Raw genomic sequence first — 17,539 nt, forward strand, 5'->3', positions numbered from 1 at the left:
TTTCGCTTTCATCAAACATGTTTAAATCTCGTTTATCACAATTTTTTTAGAACCTCTACATATAAACGATGCTCCACTTGATGAATTCGTTTTTCTAAGGTTGCCAAATCATCCTCAGGCAATATAGTCACTTCTTCCTGAGCGATAATCGGTCCTGTATCGATGCCTTCATCAATGTAGTGAATGGTTACCCCAGTCTTACTGACTCCCGCTTCAAAGGCATCACGAATACCGTGAAGGCCTGGAAAGGCTGGCAATAAAGAGGGGTGAATGTTGATGATCTTCTGCGGATAAGCCCCTAATAAACCAGCGCCAATTAACCGCATATAACCAGCTAAAACAATAAACTCCACTTCGCAAGAGGCTAAAATTCTGATAATTTCTGCCTCATACGTCCCTCTGTCAGAAAACTCTTTCGGTGAAAAAGCTTTAACTGGAATATTCAGCTTTTTAGCTCTTTCAATCACATAAGCATCAGGTTGGTCACAAAAAAGCAAGACGATTTCCAAAGCCAAATCACCACGCTGCACGCCTTGGACAATGGCTTCAAAATTACTGCCACTACCTGAGGCGAAGATGGCAACCTTCATCGTTCCGTCACAAAACGGACAGCCTCATCTGCCGTGACCTTTCCTATGAGATAACTCGCTTCTCCCTGTTCAGCAAGCAAGCCTTGGACTTGCGCCACTTTCTCAGGGGTTACCGCTAATACCATACCGATGCCCATATTAAAAATCTCATACATTTCCGTATACGTCAATGAACCAACCGTTCCTAAGACGTCAAAAATTGGCAAGACAGGCCATGACCCTTCGATAATTTCCACCCCTAAACCAGCTGGCAACATCCGCGGAATATTTTCCACAAACCCACCGCCAGTAATATGGGCAATGCCATTGACCAACTGCTGCTGAATCAAGGGTTTTAAACTTGCCACATAAATCTTCGTCGGTGTTAACAATTCTTCACCAAGAGTGGTCTCTAAGCCATCAAATCGGCTGTCATAATCGTAGTTATGGTCCTTAAAAAACAACTTGCGGACTAAGGAATAGCCATTTGAATGAAGACCACTGGCCGGCAAGCCAATTAACAGGTCGCCAACTTGAACATGATCGGTTTGAATTAACTGACTCTTTTCTGCCATGCCAACAGTAAATCCAGCCACATCATAGTGGTCAGTGTGGTACATATCGGGCATTTCAGCTGTTTCACCACCGATTAAAGCGGCACCAGCTTGAACACAGCCTTCTGCAATACCAGCGACAATTTCTTCAACAATCGCTGGCTCCACTTTACTTGTGGCAATATAATCCAAGAAAAACAGTGGCAGTGCCCCTTGAGCAACGATGTCATTGACGCACATGGCCACACAATCAATCCCGATCGTCTGATGTTTCCCCTGTTCAATGGCAATCAACAACTTCGTGCCAACCCCATCTGTGCCAGAAACCAAGACAGGTTCTTTCAAACTCATCTGTGATAAATCAAAGGCGCCACCAAAGCCGCCTACTTCACCGATCGTTTCCGGGCGTTGTGTCCGATCAATATGCTTTTTCATTCGTTTAACACTTTCATATCCTGCTGTCACGTCGACACCGGCTTTACCATATGCGTTCATGATGTTACCTCCTGCTCATCTTTATGAGCCATAATATACTGAGTTAATTCCGCGACATTTTCCGCTCCTTGAATCGACGCCAAATATTCTTCTTCATAGTCATATAATGGGGTTGGATAATCCCCAGTAAAGTAGGAAAGACACAGACCACCATCCTCGTATTGCGGATAAGGCTTGCCAATCCCTTCGACCAGCCCATCAACACTTAAATAAGCCAAGGAATCGGCACCTATCAGCTGGCAGATCTGGTCAATTGAATAATTAGCCCCAATTAACTCTTCTCGCGTCCGAATGTCAATGCCGTAATAACAAGGGTAAATCAAAGGCGGCGAAGCCACTCTTACATGGACCTCTTTTGCATTGGCTTCTCGTAGCAATTGAACAATCCGTTTGACGGTTGTGCCACGAACGATGGAGTCATCGATGATCACCACTCGCTTGCCTTCCACCACGCCACGAACAGCCGACAACTTCATGCGCACCCCTTGTTCCCGCAATTCCTGAGAAGGTTGAATAAAGGTCCGCGCCACGTAACGATTTTTGATTAAGCCTAACTCATAAGGCAGACCTGCTTCTTCCGCATAACCGATCGCCGCTGAAATACTAGAATCAGGTACTCCGGTGACCACATCAGCTTCCACAAAGGCTTCTTGGGCTAATTTTTTACCACAGCGTTTGCGAGCTGAATGAACATTAATCCCGGCAATATCTGAATCAGGTCGAGCAAAATAGATGTACTCCATACTGCAAATCGCCGGTCGAATCTCCTCAGTAAAACGACTGATATGCAACCCCTGATCATTAATGACCACTAATTCACCAGGCTGAACGTCCTGAATAAACTCAGCCCCCACAGTATCAAAGGCACAGGTTTCTGATGCTACCACATAGGAATCGTTGATCTTCCCGATTGACAACGGGCGAAAACCATTCGGATCAAGGGCCGCATATAAGGCGTCCTCTGTTAATAAGAGATAAGCAAAGCCACCTTTAACCTGTTGTAAGGCGCAACGTAAATTTTCCACAAAACTTTCTTTACCCGCTCGCTTCAATAGATGAGCCAACGCTTCTGTATCAGAAGAGGTTTGGAAAATTGCGCCCCCCTCTTCCAACTCTTTGCGCAAGCTGCGAGCATTGGTCAAGTTACCGTTATGAGCAAGTCCAAAAGAATCCTCTTGAAAATGAAATAAAAACGGTTGAACATTAGCTAAATCCTTATTGCCTGAGGTGGCATAACGAACGTGGCCAATTGCCGCTTTTCCGGTCAATTCTTGAAGCTCGTTAGCCGAAAAGACTTCCGCTAATAGCCCCAGACCACGGTGTCCTTTTAAAGACTTGCCGTCAGTCGCCACAATCCCAGCCCCTTCTTGTCCCCGATGCTGCAGACTGTGTAGGCCATAATAGGTAATATCAGCTGCTAAGGGATTGTTCCAAATACCAAACAAGCCACATTCTTCGTTTAAGCTTTTGATTTCATTAAACACGGAATAGCTCCTTCCCATAAACCTTTCAACTCGTCAATATCAGCTACCACTACACCATCTTTTGTCGCAAGCTTCACGCCAGTATTTCCTTGCACCTTACCAATTAAAGTCCCAGACTTACCAACTAAACTTTCAAACTCCCCTTGATCAGCTGGCTGAATCGTCACTAAGAAACGGGACTGACTTTCAGCAAATAATTCAGCATTGGTCAACTTAACGGCGACATCAAACCCGAGGTTCTGTTCAAAACCAGCTTCCGCTAAAGCCACTCCCAAGCCACCCTCGGCTAGATCGTGAGCACTGCGGATCACCCCTTTGTGAATCCCTTCTAACACAAGGTCTTGATGTTTTTTCTCTTGAACTAAATCCAAGGAAGTTAAAGTACCAAAAATCTCACCAGCTAACATTTTTTGTAGCTCACTGCCGTGATAGTCGGCGCCAGTTTGACCAATCACGTATATCAAATCGCCTGGCGACTTAAAGCCTTGAGTCGTCACGTGAGTCAGGTCACTGATTAAACCAACCATGCCAATAACTGGTGTTGGATAAACGGCCTGACCGTTAGTTTCATTGTACAGAGAAACATTCCCTGAAATGACCGGTGTCTCGAGGGCTTCGCAGGCTGCCGAAATCCCATCCGCTGAGGTCCACAATTCCCAAAAGCCTTCTTCCTTATCAGGACTACCGTAGTTTAAACAATCGGTAATAGCCAATGGCTGGCCACCACTACAGACGATATTTCGAGCCGCTTCGGCGACAGCAATCTGCCCCCCTACTTCCGGATTCAAGTAAAGATAACGGCCATTGCAATCCATCGTCAACGCCAGCCCTTTATTCGTCCCCTTAATACGTACCACAGCCGCATCACTCCCTGGCTTAACAACGGTATTCGTCTTAACTTGAGAATCATAGGTATTATAAAATGACGCCTTTGAAGCAATCGTCGGCTGTTGTAATAACTGTTTTAAAATCGTCGTAGGATCCTTAACCTCTGGAACATATACGGGCATTTCCGCAAATGCCTTGATCCGGGCTGGTTCAGCATACGCCTTGTGATACGTCGGTGCTTCCTCCGCCAAAGCATCCACTGGTAAATCGGCTACCAACTCACCATGGTGATACAATTTATATTGACCGTCGGACGTCACATGACCGATCACCACAGCGTCTAAACCGTAGCCTTCGAAAAGGTCTTTAACGCGAGACTCTGCCCCTTGAGTGACACATAACAACATCCGCTCTTGTGATTCTGATAACATCATCTCGTAAGGGGTCATTTCCGTTTCTCGCTGAGGCACATCATCTAAGTTTAAATGTAAGCCACTGCCAGCTTTCGAAGCCATTTCAGAACTAGATGAGACTAAACCAGCTGCCCCCATATCTTGAATCCCCACCAAAATATCGGCATGATCACGGATCAATTCCAAACAGGCGTCCATCAATAATTTCTCCATAAAAGGATCTCCCACTTGAACTGCCGAGCGCTGACTTTCTTCTTCATCACTAAACTCTTCAGACGCAAAGGTCGCCCCGTGAATGCCATCACGACCTGTTTTGGCACCAACATACATAATCGGATTGCCTTCGCCTTTAGCCTGTCCCTTTTGGATATCCTGATGGTCTATTAACCCGACACACATGGCGTTGACCAAAGGATTACCTTCGTAGCAAGGGTCAAAGGCCACTTCGCCTCCCACCGTTGGAATGCCAATACAGTTTCCGTAAAAAGAAATTCCGGCAACGACTTCTTCAGCGATATAACGAGTCCGTGAATTAGTTAATTCACCAAAACGCAAAGAGTCCAAAATAGCAATCGGCTCCGCTCCCATACTAAAGATGTCACGAATAATACCGCCAACACCTGTGGCGGCTCCTTGAAATGGTTCGATAGCCGAAGGATGATTGTGACTTTCCGCTTTAAATACCACTGCCTGCTGATCGCCAATATCAACGATTCCCGCTCCTTCACCTGGCCCTTGTAAAACCTGTGGGCCTGAGGTTGGAAATTTCTTCAAGACAACCTTGGAATTTTTATAGGAACAGTGTTCACTCCACATTACCGAAAACAAACCTGTTTCGGTATAATTAGGCAACCTCCCTAAGATATCTTCCGCAATTAAGCGGTACTCGTCATCCGTTAAGCCCCACTCAGCATATATTTTTTGTTCTTTGACTTCTTGAGGAGTTGGTTCTGTCTTCATGTTATACGGTCACCTTTCCTAATTGGTTAATAATTGATTGAAAAAACTTAACCCCATCCGTCGAGCCTAACAGTTCTTCCATCGCCCGCTCTGGATGTGGCATCATTCCAAGGACGTTACCCTCTTTATTGATAATCCCCGCAATGTTACTTAAACTACCGTTGGGGTTGTTCTCACGATAGGTAAACACGATTTGGTCGTTGGCTACTAACTCCGCTAACGTCGCCTCATCACAATAATAATTCCCTTCACCGTGAGCGATTGGCAAGGCAATCTCTTCACCTGCTTCATAAGCGTTGGTGAAGAGTGTTTGATTGTTGACAACCTTTAAAGGAGCCGAACCACAAACAAATTTTAACTGTTGATTGGGCTTCAAAGCACCTGGCAAAAGGCCGGCTTCAACTAAAATTTGAAACCCATTGCAGGTACCAAAAACCGGCTTGCCACTTTCGGCAAAGGCCATAATTGCAGGCATAATTGCCGAAAAACGCGCAATTGCGCCACAACGTAAATAATCCCCATATGAAAAGCCTCCAGGCAGTAGGACCACGTCAAACCCAGCGAGACTACTTTCATGATGAGACACAAACTCACACTCCGCCCCCATAACTTCTTTGACGGCATGATAAATATCCTTATCACAATTCGAACCAGGAAAAGTCACCACAGCGAATTTCACGATTAGTTTACCTCCTTGATGTCATAACGATAGGATTCCAATACTTCATTAGCTAAGAGCTGTTGACACAATTCTTCCACAATTTCAGCCACGGGCCGTTGGCTTTTCTCAATCTTCAACTCGAAGTATTTGCCAATTCGAACATCAGCTACTTCATTAAATTCTAAACGATGAACCGCGTTCTTTACCGCTTCACCTTGTGGGTCTAAAATCGATTCTTTATACGTGACAAATACTTCTACTTGATACATGTTGCGCCTACTTTCATTTAGTTATTTTTAGTTAAAGCTCGTTCTAATCGTCTTAGTACTTCTTCGTAAACACCAATTAAATCACCAGTTTCTTTCCGATAGACATCCTTATCTAATGACTTACCAGTCTTAAGATCCCATAATCGGCAAGTGTCAGGTGTTATTTCATCAGCCAGTAAAATCTCGCCAGAGCTCGTTAGACCATACTCCACTTTAAAATCAACTAAGGTTAACTCGATCGACTTAAAAAGTGTGATTAAAGCCTGATTTAAAGCGAGGGTTTGTTCCTTAATCTGAGCTACCTGTTCGGCTGTCGCTAGCCCTAAAACTTCCACATGGGCATCATTCATCAACGGGTCGTCTAAAGCATCATTCTTATAGTAAAACTCGATCAAAGGCGCTAAAACCGTCCCTTCGACTGCAGCGAATTTTTTGACAAAACTACCGGTAGCCACATTACGAACCACCACTTCCAAAGGTATCATCTTAATTTTTTTCACTAACTGTTCATTGGGCGACAAGGCTTTGATAAAGTGATTGTCGATCCCCTGTTCGCTTAAATACTCAAAGACCAAACTGGTGATTTGATTATTCAATTGACCTTTACCGCTGATTTGATCTTTACGCAAGCCATTCAAAGCCGTTGCTTGATCAAGATACACCACTTGTAAGACATCTGGTTCTGAAGTACTGTACAATTCTTTCGCTTTTCCACTATAAACTAACTGACCTTTACTCACTTTCCAGTCTCCTTCTTTTAAAACACGAACGTTATTAACTATAATCAACGATAACGTACGACGTCATTTCTTTCATTCATCTTAACAAGGATCAGCTTCAAAGTCAAAGTAAAATCCACACTTTACACCAATTAAGCGATCTATCGTTCGTCTTTTGCTTAATTAAGAAATAATAGTATTTTCTAAATTTATCAACAAGCTATTTATACGAACTTTAACGGCTTAACCAGAAGTTTAACGTCCCCTTTCAACTACCAGTGTCGCCACAGTACCGTTTAGGACAAAAAACTAACCTTTTGCGGTAGAAAAGACTTTCCCCCTCTTCAACTTGTTAAACTCTATTTAGATGAAACACTCATCAATTTAACTAGAGGAGTTATCAAAATGGAGAGAAAAAGAAGCACTATATTTTTTACTATCAGTTACGGCATCCCCCTCTTATCTGCTATCTTAATGTTTATCGGGTATCAACAAGAGATTGAATTGGGCGCTTTTGCCAGCATGTTTATGTTTTTACCTGCCATGGGTGTCATGTTAGGCGTATTGATGACGAGCCATAATCCCTTGATTCCCAAGCGCTTTTTTAGTGGTTATCTGATTTTATCAATCATCGCCATCGGTATCGCCTGCGCTAGTCTTTTTATGCCCAATGACAATTGGATGATAATCAGTACTGTTGTCAGTATGGCCGGTTCAATCTTAGCAAGCGTCCTCCTCTTCACAGAGAAAAAAGAGAAACGATTGGCCTTCGGTTTAAAAGGAAACAAGTGGAAACTGTCTTTCGGACTCATGGGCTTATTTTTGGCCCTTTACGTCCTGAGATTTATTATTGTTTATGCCCTCAGCGGTGACTTATCTTGGTTAATCAAAAACTTTAGTAAATTGGAAACCTGGGGGGCAGTCGCTTTTACCATCGTCATGTATGTCGTAAACTGGATCATGTATTTCGGTGAAGAATACGGATGGCGTTATTATTTGCAGCCTATCTTACAACATAAATTTGGCACATTAAAAGGAGTCTTAGTCTTGGGTGTAGTTTGGGGACTTTGGCACGCACCGCTAAATTTCTTTTTTTACGCAAAACCGGAAATCGGTATCTTTAGCTTAATGGGTCAAATTATGAACTGTATCGGCTTAGGAATATTTTTTGCTTATTGCTATATGAAAACCGATAACATCTGGTTAGTCTCTATCTTACATTTCTTAAATAACAACCTCTCGCCATTATTCAGCGATGCCTCTGCCAGCAGTGCCAGTGTTTCTAATAGCGACATGATTGCTGGTACTTTGCTAATAACAGGACTATCACTCATTATTTTTGCCATAGTAGGTTTCAGCAAACTCTTCAGATCCCCCTCCACATTGCCAACCTTAGAGGAACGGCTTGCGACAGTCGAAAGACAACTTGACGACTAGCCTGATGATCGCAGATAAGCAGTTCGTCACGTAGGACTCAATCATAGGACTGCCGCTTAAAGACAAAAAACGAAGAGCCACTCTCAAATAGAGAGGGCTCTTCGTTTGGTTAATCCCAAATATGAGTAGCGGCAATTTCCGCCAAGGTCGCTTCACAATCTGTCGTCAAAATGGTCACATGCCCCATTTTACGATTTTCTTTTGCAACCTCTTTGCCATAAAGATGAACATGCCACTCGGGTTTTTGTAACATCCTTTGACAAACAGAAGCCACCTGTTGGCCTAAGATATTGACCATGACCACCGGTTGCAATAATCTTACTTCAGGTAACGGCCGCTGACAAACACTTAGTATGTGCAAATCAAACTGAGAAAAATCGCAGGCTTCAATCGAATAATGCCCTGAATTATGAGGACGAGGCGCTAGCTCATTGATATAAACCTTGTCCCCAATAAAACATTCAATCCCTAATAGTCCACACAAATCAAGCTGCTCGGCCAGTTCTTTTGCCAAGGCTTGAATATCTTCTTGAACCGTCTCTGTGATACGAGCTGGCACGATCGATTGATGCAAAATATTGTGACGATGTTCATTTTCAGATACGGGAAAGACGGCAATCTCACCTGCTAAATTGCGACTGACCATAATAGATGCCTCTTTCTCAAACGCTAGCCACTCTTCAAGGACACAGGTCTGATTCATCAACAACTGGCAGGCTGCCTCTAAATCAGCGGCACTCTTTAGAAGCACTTGGCCATGACCGTCGTAGCCCCCGCGAATGGTTTTTAAAACACTGGGGTAACCGATCGTCTCAATTGCCCGAGTCAGTTCTTCAGGCCTTTCAACTATTTCATAAGCGGCTACTGGAAAACCGTGCTGACTCAAAAAGCCTTTTTCCAACTGACGATTTTGTGTAAGTTCCAACACGTTAACCCCTTGAGGGATAAACACTTGCGCTTGAACACTTGCTAAAGCCGCTGCATCGATGTTCTCAAATTCATAGGTCAAAACGTCGCAGCGTTCTGCCATTTCAGCTAAAGCCATCCGATCACTGTAGTCCCCAACAATTTGCCAGTTAGCTACTTGGCCTGCTGGACAATCGGCTTGAGGGTCCAAGATTCCAACCGTGTACCCCATCGCCTGTGCCGAAAATGCCAACATCCGCCCCAATTGCCCACCGCCGATAATCCCGATGGTTTCTTCTGGTAAAATGGCCTTAGAATAGTTCATCACTAGCCTCCAAAACTTGCTTTGCCCGCTCTTGTCGCTTCATTAATAAGCTTTCTTGAAGTTGAGCGTCATGAGTGCCTAAAATTTGGGCAGCAAGCAGTCCGGCATTAGTAGCGCCCGCTTCTCCAATCGCCACCGTTGCCACCGGCACACCACCAGGCATTTGAACAATAGACAACAAGGAATCTAAACCATTTAATGTTCGGGATTTAATCGGCACGCCAATAACAGGCAAAATCGTTTTGGCCGCGATCATTCCTGGTAAATGGGCCGCTCCACCTGCACCCGCAATAATCACCTGAACGCCTCTTCCTTGGGCCTGTTCAGCAAATTCAAACATATAATCTGGTGTCCGATGAGCCGATACTACCTGTTTTTCATAAGCAATTCCATATTCTTCCAATACTTGGCAAGCAAGTTTCATTGTGTCCCAATCTGACGTACTGCCCATAATAACCGATACTTTCACTGACATGATATAGCCTCCTCTGAAAACTTTTTGATTCTCTTCGCTGTCAATTAACTCAGACGAAACAATGGCCTTGGCTCGATCGTTTCATTAATTTCCAGAAGCTTGAACCAGAAAACTCTCACTCTAAAATCACTTCTAGTTTAACAAGTCTAACACCATTCGTCAACATTTTAACGAACAATACTTGGTTACAAACAGATAAAGTTCGCCTTTATCAGATTCAGCTGATATTCTAAAAAAATGACACTCACTTTTCGAACTATTTATGTTAAACTAGCACTAATTACCCCACTAATTCCCTAAGGAGGCCCTTCATGACAAAACTTTTATTAGTTGAAGATGATTTAGATCTACATTTCATTATTTGTAAATTTTTAATGACCAATCACTATACGGTCCAAAGTGCTTATTCCGGTGACACTGCTTACGAACTTATTCAGCACAATCACTATGACTTAATAGTATTAGACTTGATGTTACCAGGCATCACTGGCGAAACCTTTCTGGTTAACATTCGCCAATTTACCCAAACCCCTGTGATGATTCTCTCCTCAAAAGCCAGTGTTTCTGACCGCGTCTGGACATTACAGCAGGGAGCAGACGATTACCTAACCAAACCATTTGAAAAAGCGGAACTTTTAGCTCGCATTGAGGCACTGTTAAGAAGAAGTCTCTCACATCAGGAAAAGAGCCCTTTAGTTTATAAAAACATAGCGCTCGATCAGACTAGCCGAGTATTTAAGGTCAATGAGATACCTGTTGATTTAACCAGTAAAGAATTTGCTTTAATGAGCCTGTTAATGACTGAACCTAGTAAAGTTTTCACTAAAAATGAACTATTTCAGACTGTCTGGCAAGAAGCCTATCTCGTGGAAGAAAACTCTTTAAATGTCCATATTAGCAATCTACGAAAAAAAATCAAGCCATATGATGACCACGACTATATTGAAACCGTCTGGGGAATCGGCTTTAAGCTTACCTAAAGAAACTTTAAGCTTTCTTTATGATTAGCCAAAGCCTTCTTAAGACTCTTTTCGCTATACTTGATGCTAAAGGAAGGTGACCTCAGATGGAAACAATTGTAAACTTAACAAATATCTCAAAAAACTATGGCAAAGAAAAGGCTTTGGCGACTATTAATTTATCGATTAGTAAAGGTGCAATTTATGGCTTAGTCGGCCAAAACGGCGCTGGAAAAAGTACCATTTTACGCTTGATAGCAGGTCAATCTGCGCCTAGTTCTGGCAACATTCAGTTATTCGGAACGCTTAACTCAGCCGCTGCTCGCAGGCGAATTGGTAGTTTAATCGAACAGCCGGCATTTTTCCCAAATTTGAGCGGCTATGATAACTTGGAGTATTACCGAATTCAGCGTGGCATCCCGGAAAAAGAGCGCGTGGCTGATGTTATTCACGACTTAGGCCTAAGTCATTACGCTGATAAGAAATTTCAACACTATTCGATCGGCAATCAACAACGACTGGGGATTGCTTTAGCACTGTTAAGCAACCCGGATTTCTTAATTTTAGATGAACCAATCAACGGCTTAGATCCCTTTGGTATTGCGGAAATCCGTCGTCTTTTACTGAACCTTAACCAACGTAAACATCTGACTATTTTATTATCCAGTCATATCTTACCTGAACTTGAACACTTGATTAACCAAGTTGGCTTCTTGCACCAAGGAAAACTGATCGAAGAATTGAGCATGGCAGAACTCCAAGCAAAATGCCAAGGTCACATCGAACTTAAAACCACGCGACCAGAAGAAACTCTGGCAATACTTGAAGAAAAGCTTAACATTAGCCATTACCAATTATTGCCTGACAAGACCATTCATATTTTTAAAGCTCAAAAATGGATTCCAATCATCATTAAAGCGCTAAACGATGACCAACTACAAATCCTCAGCATTGCTGAGAAGAGCCAAACCTTGGAAGACTATTTTCTTGAAATGATCGGTGGTGCCCAAAATGATTAATTATTTAAAAAGTGAAAGCTTTCGGTTAAGAAAAACCCGCAGTACCTATTTAATCGGGTTACTTATTTTACTAATCCCATTACCGCCCTTGATCATGTCTTATTATTACGGCACCATTGATGACAGTTTCCTCTATAATAATACGGCTTTTTTCTTCCGTTTTACCCGGCTGTCCCTTGTCAGCATTCCTTTTTTTATTCCTTTTATCGCCAATACCTTATTCGCAAATGTTCAACGGTATGGCGTTCTTAAAAACGATGTTGCCTACGGAATCAGTCGCAGAACGATCTACTTTAGCAAGTTTTTGATGACTGCCCTTTTCTCCTTTGCCATCGGCGTGCTCGTTCTGATTATCTTTACTGGCACCAGCTTATTATTGCTGACCCGAAATGGTCAAGTTGAAGGTCCAAACTTTGCCAAAGCTGTTTTTGCTGCTACCCCTCTATTGCTCGCTGCTCTAGCAGTTAATCATATGATGGTCTTTGCTTGCACCAAAATTGAAAACAGCTATTTAGGTTATTATTTAATCGTGATTATTATCCCGATTCTGTTAGGCTATTTAGCTCAAGTCATGCCCGCTATTGATAAAATCAGTGGTCTGTTTCTCTACATTCGTCTAAGCGAGAATTATTGGCAACAACCACAAGATATCCTGATTAATTGGTTGTATTTTATCGGTTATTTCGTCCTTTTTAGTTTTATCGGCATCAAACAATTTAATCAACAAGAAATTTAAGACCTCCACCGACAGTTAGTAGACACTAAAAAAAGATGAAAGGAGCGCTGAGTGATGATGATTGCTATCAGTCTAATTTTTACCATAATACTCTTATGTCGATATCTCTTATTACGTCAGGATGCTCAACATCTGGAAACTCAGCTAAAAAAAATCAATCATCACTCACAAACCAATCAACTGCTGACAAATCCCCATCATTTCAGAGAACTGTCAGGGTTAATTCAGCAAATTAATCAAGAGATCTCCGTAAAAAATCTGGCCATTGAAGAATTAGAAGAACGAGAGCGCCAAATCAAAGAACAATTCACTAATATTTCCCATGATTTAAGGACTCCTTTGGCTGCGATGCTAGGCTATTTAACCCTACTCGAGGAAGAAGAGGAACAAAGCCAACAGGATTATTACCGACAATTAATTCAACAGAAAGCTCGACAGCTTCAACAATTAATTGACACGTATTATGACTTCTCCCGCATTGCGTCCTTTGATTTACCTCTCGTGATGACAACAGTTGAGATTAACTCAATGTTAACCCAACTGTTGGCAACCTATTACACTCAGTTTAAGGAACAAGAGATTCGGCCAACAATCACATTATCGGATGGCCCTTGGCTAATATTAGCTGATGAACAGGCTTTACAGCGCGTGTTTACCAATCTCATACAGAATTGTCTAAAATACGGCTATGGCGAGTTTATCCTCAGTCGACCCAATGAGCAACAACTAAGCTTACAAAATAAGCTTAGAGAACCGTCAACCCTCAATATCAATCAGGTTTTCCAACGGCTCTATACCTCTGACGGCACCAGAAATCAACGTTCCACAGGGCTCGGTTTAACCGTTACGAAACAGCTGCTAGAACAAATGGGCCACAGCATTAGTGCTTCGTTGGAAAAAGACCTTTTTACGATTACCATTACATGGCACCAGACGTAATTCACGACAACAATCCCCCATAGCTAAAGGTTGAAGCGACTGAGACAAAAGACTCAGCCGCTTCAACCTTTAGGCAAATAGAATCACGACCACTTAAATATGAATTGGCAAACCTTGAGCCAGTTCTGCCACATCCATCACAGCCTCAGATAAAGTCGGATGACCATGAATTGTCAAAGAAAGATCCTCGACAGTCAAACTAGCTTCCACTGCGAGACTAATCTCTGTAATCAATTCACTGGCGTTGGCCCCAACAATTTGTCCACCAATAATTCGTTGATCTGCTGCGACAATCAACCTGATAAAGCCCTCAGTCTGATTGAGTGAGATTGCTCGACCATTGGCTTGTAAGGGAAACTCATAAGAAGTAGCAGATAGCGACTGTTTCTTAGCCTCTGCTAATGTTAAGCCTGTCGTTGCCAACTCTGGTGTTGTGAAACAAATAGCTGGCATCGCCTGATAATCCTTTTGGACCTTTCTACCAACGATCACTTCCGCCACAACTTTTGCGTCGTAACTGGCCTTATGAGCCAGCGCCAACCCTTCAACCACATCGCCAATGGCATAAATAGCTGGATTAGCACTACGGTATTGAGAATCCACGGGAATTAAACCGCGAGCATCCACTGAAATCCCCGCTGTATCCAGTCCTAAACGATCAGTGTTTGGTTGACGGCCCACGGTCACCATCACATAATCAGCCGTCACCGTCTGTTGTTGCCCTGCGGCTTCATAAGTGACCTCCACATAAGTATCAAAGCTGACAGCCTTTTGAGCCACAGCATTAGTCACGCTTTCTATGCCTTTTTGCTTAAAACTCTTTTCCACGGCTAAGACCATGTCCTTTTCGTAACTAGGCAATAACTGATTAGAGCCTTCTAACAACGTGACCTTACTTCCCAAATCAGCATAGGCACTTCCTAGTTCTGACCCGATGACCCCACCGCCAATAATCACAAGTTTCTTAGGAATCTCCTTTAGATTCAGTCCGCCAGTCGAATCTAAAATCCGACCACCAAAAGGAAAGCCTTTAATTTCGATTGGTCGACTGCCTGTTGCAATGACAGCTTCTTGAAAAGAGTAATGCTTTGAGTCATGAGCCGTCACGATTTCCACTTGTTGCCTGCCAGTAAATCGAGCGGTCCCTTTAATCACTTTAACGTTATTTTTCTTTAACAGTTGCCCAATTCCAGCCGTTAAGCTGCGAACAACCGTCTCATTTTTCCAACGTTGGGTCTGTGAGAAGTCCATCTCGGCTTCTGCCACATGCAAACCGAGAAATTGAGAAGTCTGACTTTCTTGATAGCGATGCCCCGCCGTGATTAAGGCTTTGGAGGGAATACATCCCACATTTAGACAGACACCGCCGATTGCCTCTTTTTCGACAATTGTGACGGCTTTCCCCAGTTGGGCTGCTCGAATCGCGGTCACATAACCACCAGGACCAGAACCTATTACCAGTGTTTCAATCTCTTCCTTCGTCAAATTGTTTCACTCCCTTTCTCCCTTACACTAACAATTTGTACGGGCACTCTAATAACTCAACTAACACCGATAAAAATGCGGCAACAGGAGCACCATCAATCGCCCTGTGATCGAAAGATAGACTAAGCGTTAAGCATGAACGCATTTCCAAACCGCCACTTGCGGTTTGATACGGCGCCTCATAGATACTGCTTACCCCTAAAATCGCAACCTCTGGCGCATTGATGACCGGGTTAAACTGTCTAACAACACCAGGCCCTAGAGAACTAATGGTAAAGGTACCGTCAGCTAGTTGATCACCTGTTAACTGTCCATTTCGAGCCTTAGCAGCCGCTTGTTTCACTGCTGTGGTCAACTCAGACAGCCTCAATAAATCAGCGTTTTTTATGACAGGAACGACTAAACCATCCTCAAGTGAGACTGCTAGGCCCATATTAACGTGAGAAAACTCATGAATGCCATCGGCCATCGCCCGCGCATTCAAACGTGGAAACTGCTTTAAAGCAATCGTGACAGCTTTGATCAGAATCTCCGTATAACTCACGCGTTGCGAAGTCTGTTCTTCAATGATTGGCAGTAATTGTTGACGCAGTCGAACGACTTCCGTCAGATCAACATGTGCGTCCATCGTCACATGTGGCAAGTTATTTTTACTGGCAGTCATCCTGTCAGCGATAACCCGTCGCATTCCTCCCCAAGGAATTACCACTTCTTCATTAAACGTCACGGCTTCCTTATTTGCAGGTGAACCAGCTTGGACATCGCTTAAGTGGATTCTACCATTGGTGCCACTGCCAATTATTTGGGACAAGTCGAGTCCTTTTTCGCGAGCTAACTTGCGAGCAGCAGGCGTTGCGCGAATCCCTTTACCAACGCTGATGACAACAGGACTGGTGACGACTTTATCTTCCCTTTCTGGCAAATCAGACTCGGTCGTATGGGAGATTTCAGGAACTTCCGGTACCTCTTCTCCAAATTCACCGATGTAAGCCACCACCGAATTAATCGGGGCACTTTGATCAATCTCATAATATCGTTTCAACAAAATGCCTTCTTCATAAGCCTCTACTTCAATGGCAATTTTGTCTGTCATCACTTCAAAAATAGCCTCACCAACTTCAACTGGGTCGCCTTCTGCTTTAAACCACTGGGTAATACTGCCTTCGGCCATGGTCGAACTAAGCTTGGGCATCAATACTTCATGAGCCATTATTTAACCTCCTGATTAACACGCTTTTTAATCCTAAACAACTGTCGCATTTCTGCTTAGATGATCTTTCACTTTCATCATACATTTCCCACTATCCTACTAGCCTTTTGCCATCATTTTTTGACAGGCTGCCACAATATCCGCTACTTGAGGCACGGCCATTTTCTCTAAATCCGGGTGATAAGGAATGGGAACTTCTTCCCCAGCTAAACGAATAATCGGTGCATCCAGAAAATCGAAAGACTCATTTTCCACAATCACACTGGCTAACTCTGCGCTAAAGCCACTCCGTTTAACAGCCTCTGTCACCACAATTGCTCGACCGGTTTTCTTAACTGACTCAATAATCGTCTGCTTATCTAAGGGGACAATCGTCCTTGGGTCAACAACTTCAACGGCAATCCCTTCTTCCGCTAATAGTTCCGCTGCCTCCAAAGCCTTATGGACCATAATCCCTGTGGCAACAATCGTAATGTCTTCCCCTTGACGTTTGATATCTGCCACACCTAAAGGAATCGTGTACTTTCCTTCTGGAACATCGCCACTGGTTTTATAACAGAGCTTATGCTCGTAGAACATCACCGGGTTATCATCTTCAATGGCCGCATGTAACAGACCTTTCGCGTCATAAGCGGTCGCTGGCTGAACCACTTTCAACCCAGGAATATGAGCGGTCCAATTTTCCAAACTTTGGGAGTGCTGAGCAGCAGCCCCAGTTCCTGAACCACCTGGGGTTCTCATTACCAATGGAATTTTAGCTTTCCCACCATACATGTAGTGTATTTTTGCCGCTTGATTGACGATTTGATCGAGGGCAATCGTAATAAAATCGGAAAACTGTAACTCATAAACAGGACGCATCCCTGTCATCGCCGCACCAACTGCCGTACCAGCTATGGCACTTTCAGAAATAGGCGTTGAGCGGACTCGTTCTTCACCAAACGCTTCAACTAAACCACGCGTCACACCAAAGGCCCCACCATAGACACCGATATCTTCTCCCATCAAAAAAACATCTTGATCTGCCGTCATCGCCTCTGTTAATGCCTCTCTGACTGCTTCTAAATAGGTTATCTCACGCATTAAACTTCCTCCT

17 protein-coding genes are annotated in these 17,539 nt (G+C 43.5%); 5 read left to right on the forward strand and 12 right to left on the reverse strand.

Going from position 1 to position 17,539, the window contains the following annotated elements:
• Positions 1 to 35: 35 nt before the first annotated feature.
• Genes purN through purC form a run of 7 tightly spaced genes read right to left on the reverse strand, consistent with a single transcriptional unit; the run spans position 36 to position 6,973 of the window.
• Positions 36 to 590 carry a phosphoribosylglycinamide formyltransferase gene (gene purN / locus I6N95_RS21115; protein ID WP_209531344.1) on the reverse strand — a complete coding sequence of 185 codons (555 nt, stop codon included), beginning with the start codon at positions 588 to 590 and terminating at the stop codon, positions 36 to 38.
• On the reverse strand, positions 587 to 1,621 hold the full coding sequence (purM, locus tag I6N95_RS21120; protein WP_209531425.1) for a phosphoribosylformylglycinamidine cyclo-ligase: 1,035 nt from the start codon (positions 1,619 to 1,621) through the stop codon (positions 587 to 589). The genes purN and purM overlap by 4 nt, the downstream gene beginning before the upstream one ends.
• The gene (gene purF / locus I6N95_RS21125) at positions 1,615 to 3,102 is read right to left on the reverse strand and encodes an amidophosphoribosyltransferase (RefSeq protein ID WP_209531345.1); all 1,488 of its coding nucleotides are present in this window, start codon (positions 3,100 to 3,102) and stop codon (positions 1,615 to 1,617) included. Before purF ends, purM begins: the two co-directional genes overlap by 7 nt.
• Positions 3,078 to 5,303, reverse strand: a complete 2,226-nt coding sequence (gene purL / locus I6N95_RS21130; protein WP_209531346.1) for a phosphoribosylformylglycinamidine synthase subunit PurL — start codon at positions 5,301 to 5,303, stop codon at positions 3,078 to 3,080. The genes purF and purL overlap by 25 nt, the downstream gene beginning before the upstream one ends.
• 1 nt (position 5,304) lies before the next feature.
• A complete protein-coding gene (purQ, locus tag I6N95_RS21135; protein ID WP_209531347.1) occupies positions 5,305 to 5,982 on the reverse strand; it encodes a phosphoribosylformylglycinamidine synthase subunit PurQ in 678 nt (225 codons plus the stop codon).
• A gap of 2 nt (positions 5,983 to 5,984) precedes the next feature.
• Entirely contained in the window at positions 5,985 to 6,233 is a 249-nt protein-coding gene (purS, locus tag I6N95_RS21140; RefSeq protein ID WP_209531348.1) for a phosphoribosylformylglycinamidine synthase subunit PurS, read from the reverse strand.
• Positions 6,234 to 6,250: 17 nt separating this feature from the next.
• Positions 6,251 to 6,973: a phosphoribosylaminoimidazolesuccinocarboxamide synthase gene (gene purC / locus I6N95_RS21145; protein ID WP_209531349.1), complete on the reverse strand. Its 723-nt coding sequence runs from the start codon at positions 6,971 to 6,973 to the stop codon at positions 6,251 to 6,253.
• Positions 6,974 to 7,357: 384 nt separating this feature from the next.
• Here purC and I6N95_RS21150 point away from each other — a divergent pair, with 384 nt between their 5' ends.
• Positions 7,358 to 8,389, forward strand: coding sequence for a CPBP family intramembrane glutamic endopeptidase (locus I6N95_RS21150; RefSeq protein WP_209531350.1), 1,032 nt, complete (start codon positions 7,358 to 7,360; stop codon positions 8,387 to 8,389).
• A 109-nt stretch (positions 8,390 to 8,498) separates the two neighbouring features.
• Here the strand turns inward: I6N95_RS21150 and purK are convergent, their stop codons facing one another.
• Together purK and purE are read right to left on the reverse strand one after the other, a co-directional pair.
• On the reverse strand, positions 8,499 to 9,620 hold the full coding sequence (purK, locus tag I6N95_RS21155) for a 5-(carboxyamino)imidazole ribonucleotide synthase (RefSeq protein WP_209531351.1): 1,122 nt from the start codon (positions 9,618 to 9,620) through the stop codon (positions 8,499 to 8,501).
• A complete protein-coding gene (gene purE / locus I6N95_RS21160) occupies positions 9,607 to 10,095 on the reverse strand; it encodes a 5-(carboxyamino)imidazole ribonucleotide mutase (protein ID WP_209531352.1) in 489 nt (162 codons plus the stop codon). The genes purK and purE overlap by 14 nt, the downstream gene beginning before the upstream one ends.
• A 311-nt stretch (positions 10,096 to 10,406) precedes the next feature.
• On the opposite strand from purE, the gene I6N95_RS21165 reads away from it, so the two are divergent.
• The 4 genes from I6N95_RS21165 (at position 10,407) to I6N95_RS21180 (ending at position 13,748) form a co-directional block, all read left to right on the forward strand.
• On the forward strand, positions 10,407 to 11,075 hold the full coding sequence (locus I6N95_RS21165; protein ID WP_209531353.1) for a response regulator transcription factor: 669 nt from the start codon (positions 10,407 to 10,409) through the stop codon (positions 11,073 to 11,075).
• 86 nt (positions 11,076 to 11,161) lie between these two features.
• Positions 11,162 to 12,073, forward strand: coding sequence for an ABC transporter ATP-binding protein (locus I6N95_RS21170; RefSeq protein ID WP_209531354.1), 912 nt, complete (start codon positions 11,162 to 11,164; stop codon positions 12,071 to 12,073).
• Positions 12,066 to 12,809 (forward strand): ABC transporter permease, encoded by a 744-nt coding sequence (locus tag I6N95_RS21175; protein ID WP_209531355.1) that lies wholly within the window; start codon positions 12,066 to 12,068, stop codon positions 12,807 to 12,809. Before I6N95_RS21170 ends, I6N95_RS21175 begins: the two co-directional genes overlap by 8 nt.
• Positions 12,810 to 12,863: 54 nt before the next feature.
• Complete coding sequence (locus I6N95_RS21180) at positions 12,864 to 13,748, forward strand: sensor histidine kinase (RefSeq protein WP_209531356.1); 885 nt, start codon at positions 12,864 to 12,866, stop codon at positions 13,746 to 13,748.
• Between the two features lie 93 nt (positions 13,749 to 13,841).
• Here the strand turns inward: I6N95_RS21180 and lpdA are convergent, their stop codons facing one another.
• From lpdA to I6N95_RS21195, 3 genes are all read right to left on the reverse strand, one after another.
• The gene (gene lpdA, locus I6N95_RS21185) at positions 13,842 to 15,233 is read right to left on the reverse strand and encodes a dihydrolipoyl dehydrogenase (protein ID WP_209531357.1); all 1,392 of its coding nucleotides are present in this window, start codon (positions 15,231 to 15,233) and stop codon (positions 13,842 to 13,844) included.
• Between the two features lie 22 nt (positions 15,234 to 15,255).
• Positions 15,256 to 16,443, reverse strand: coding sequence for a dihydrolipoamide acetyltransferase family protein (locus I6N95_RS21190; RefSeq protein WP_209531358.1), 1,188 nt, complete (start codon positions 16,441 to 16,443; stop codon positions 15,256 to 15,258).
• 99 nt (positions 16,444 to 16,542) lie between these two features.
• Complete coding sequence (locus I6N95_RS21195; protein WP_209531359.1) at positions 16,543 to 17,526, reverse strand: alpha-ketoacid dehydrogenase subunit beta; 984 nt, start codon at positions 17,524 to 17,526, stop codon at positions 16,543 to 16,545.
• Between the last annotated feature and the right edge of the window lie 13 nt (positions 17,527 to 17,539).

Source organism: Vagococcus allomyrinae (assembly GCF_017829975.1).
Lineage (GTDB): Bacteria > Bacillota > Bacilli > Lactobacillales > Vagococcaceae > Vagococcus_D > Vagococcus_D allomyrinae.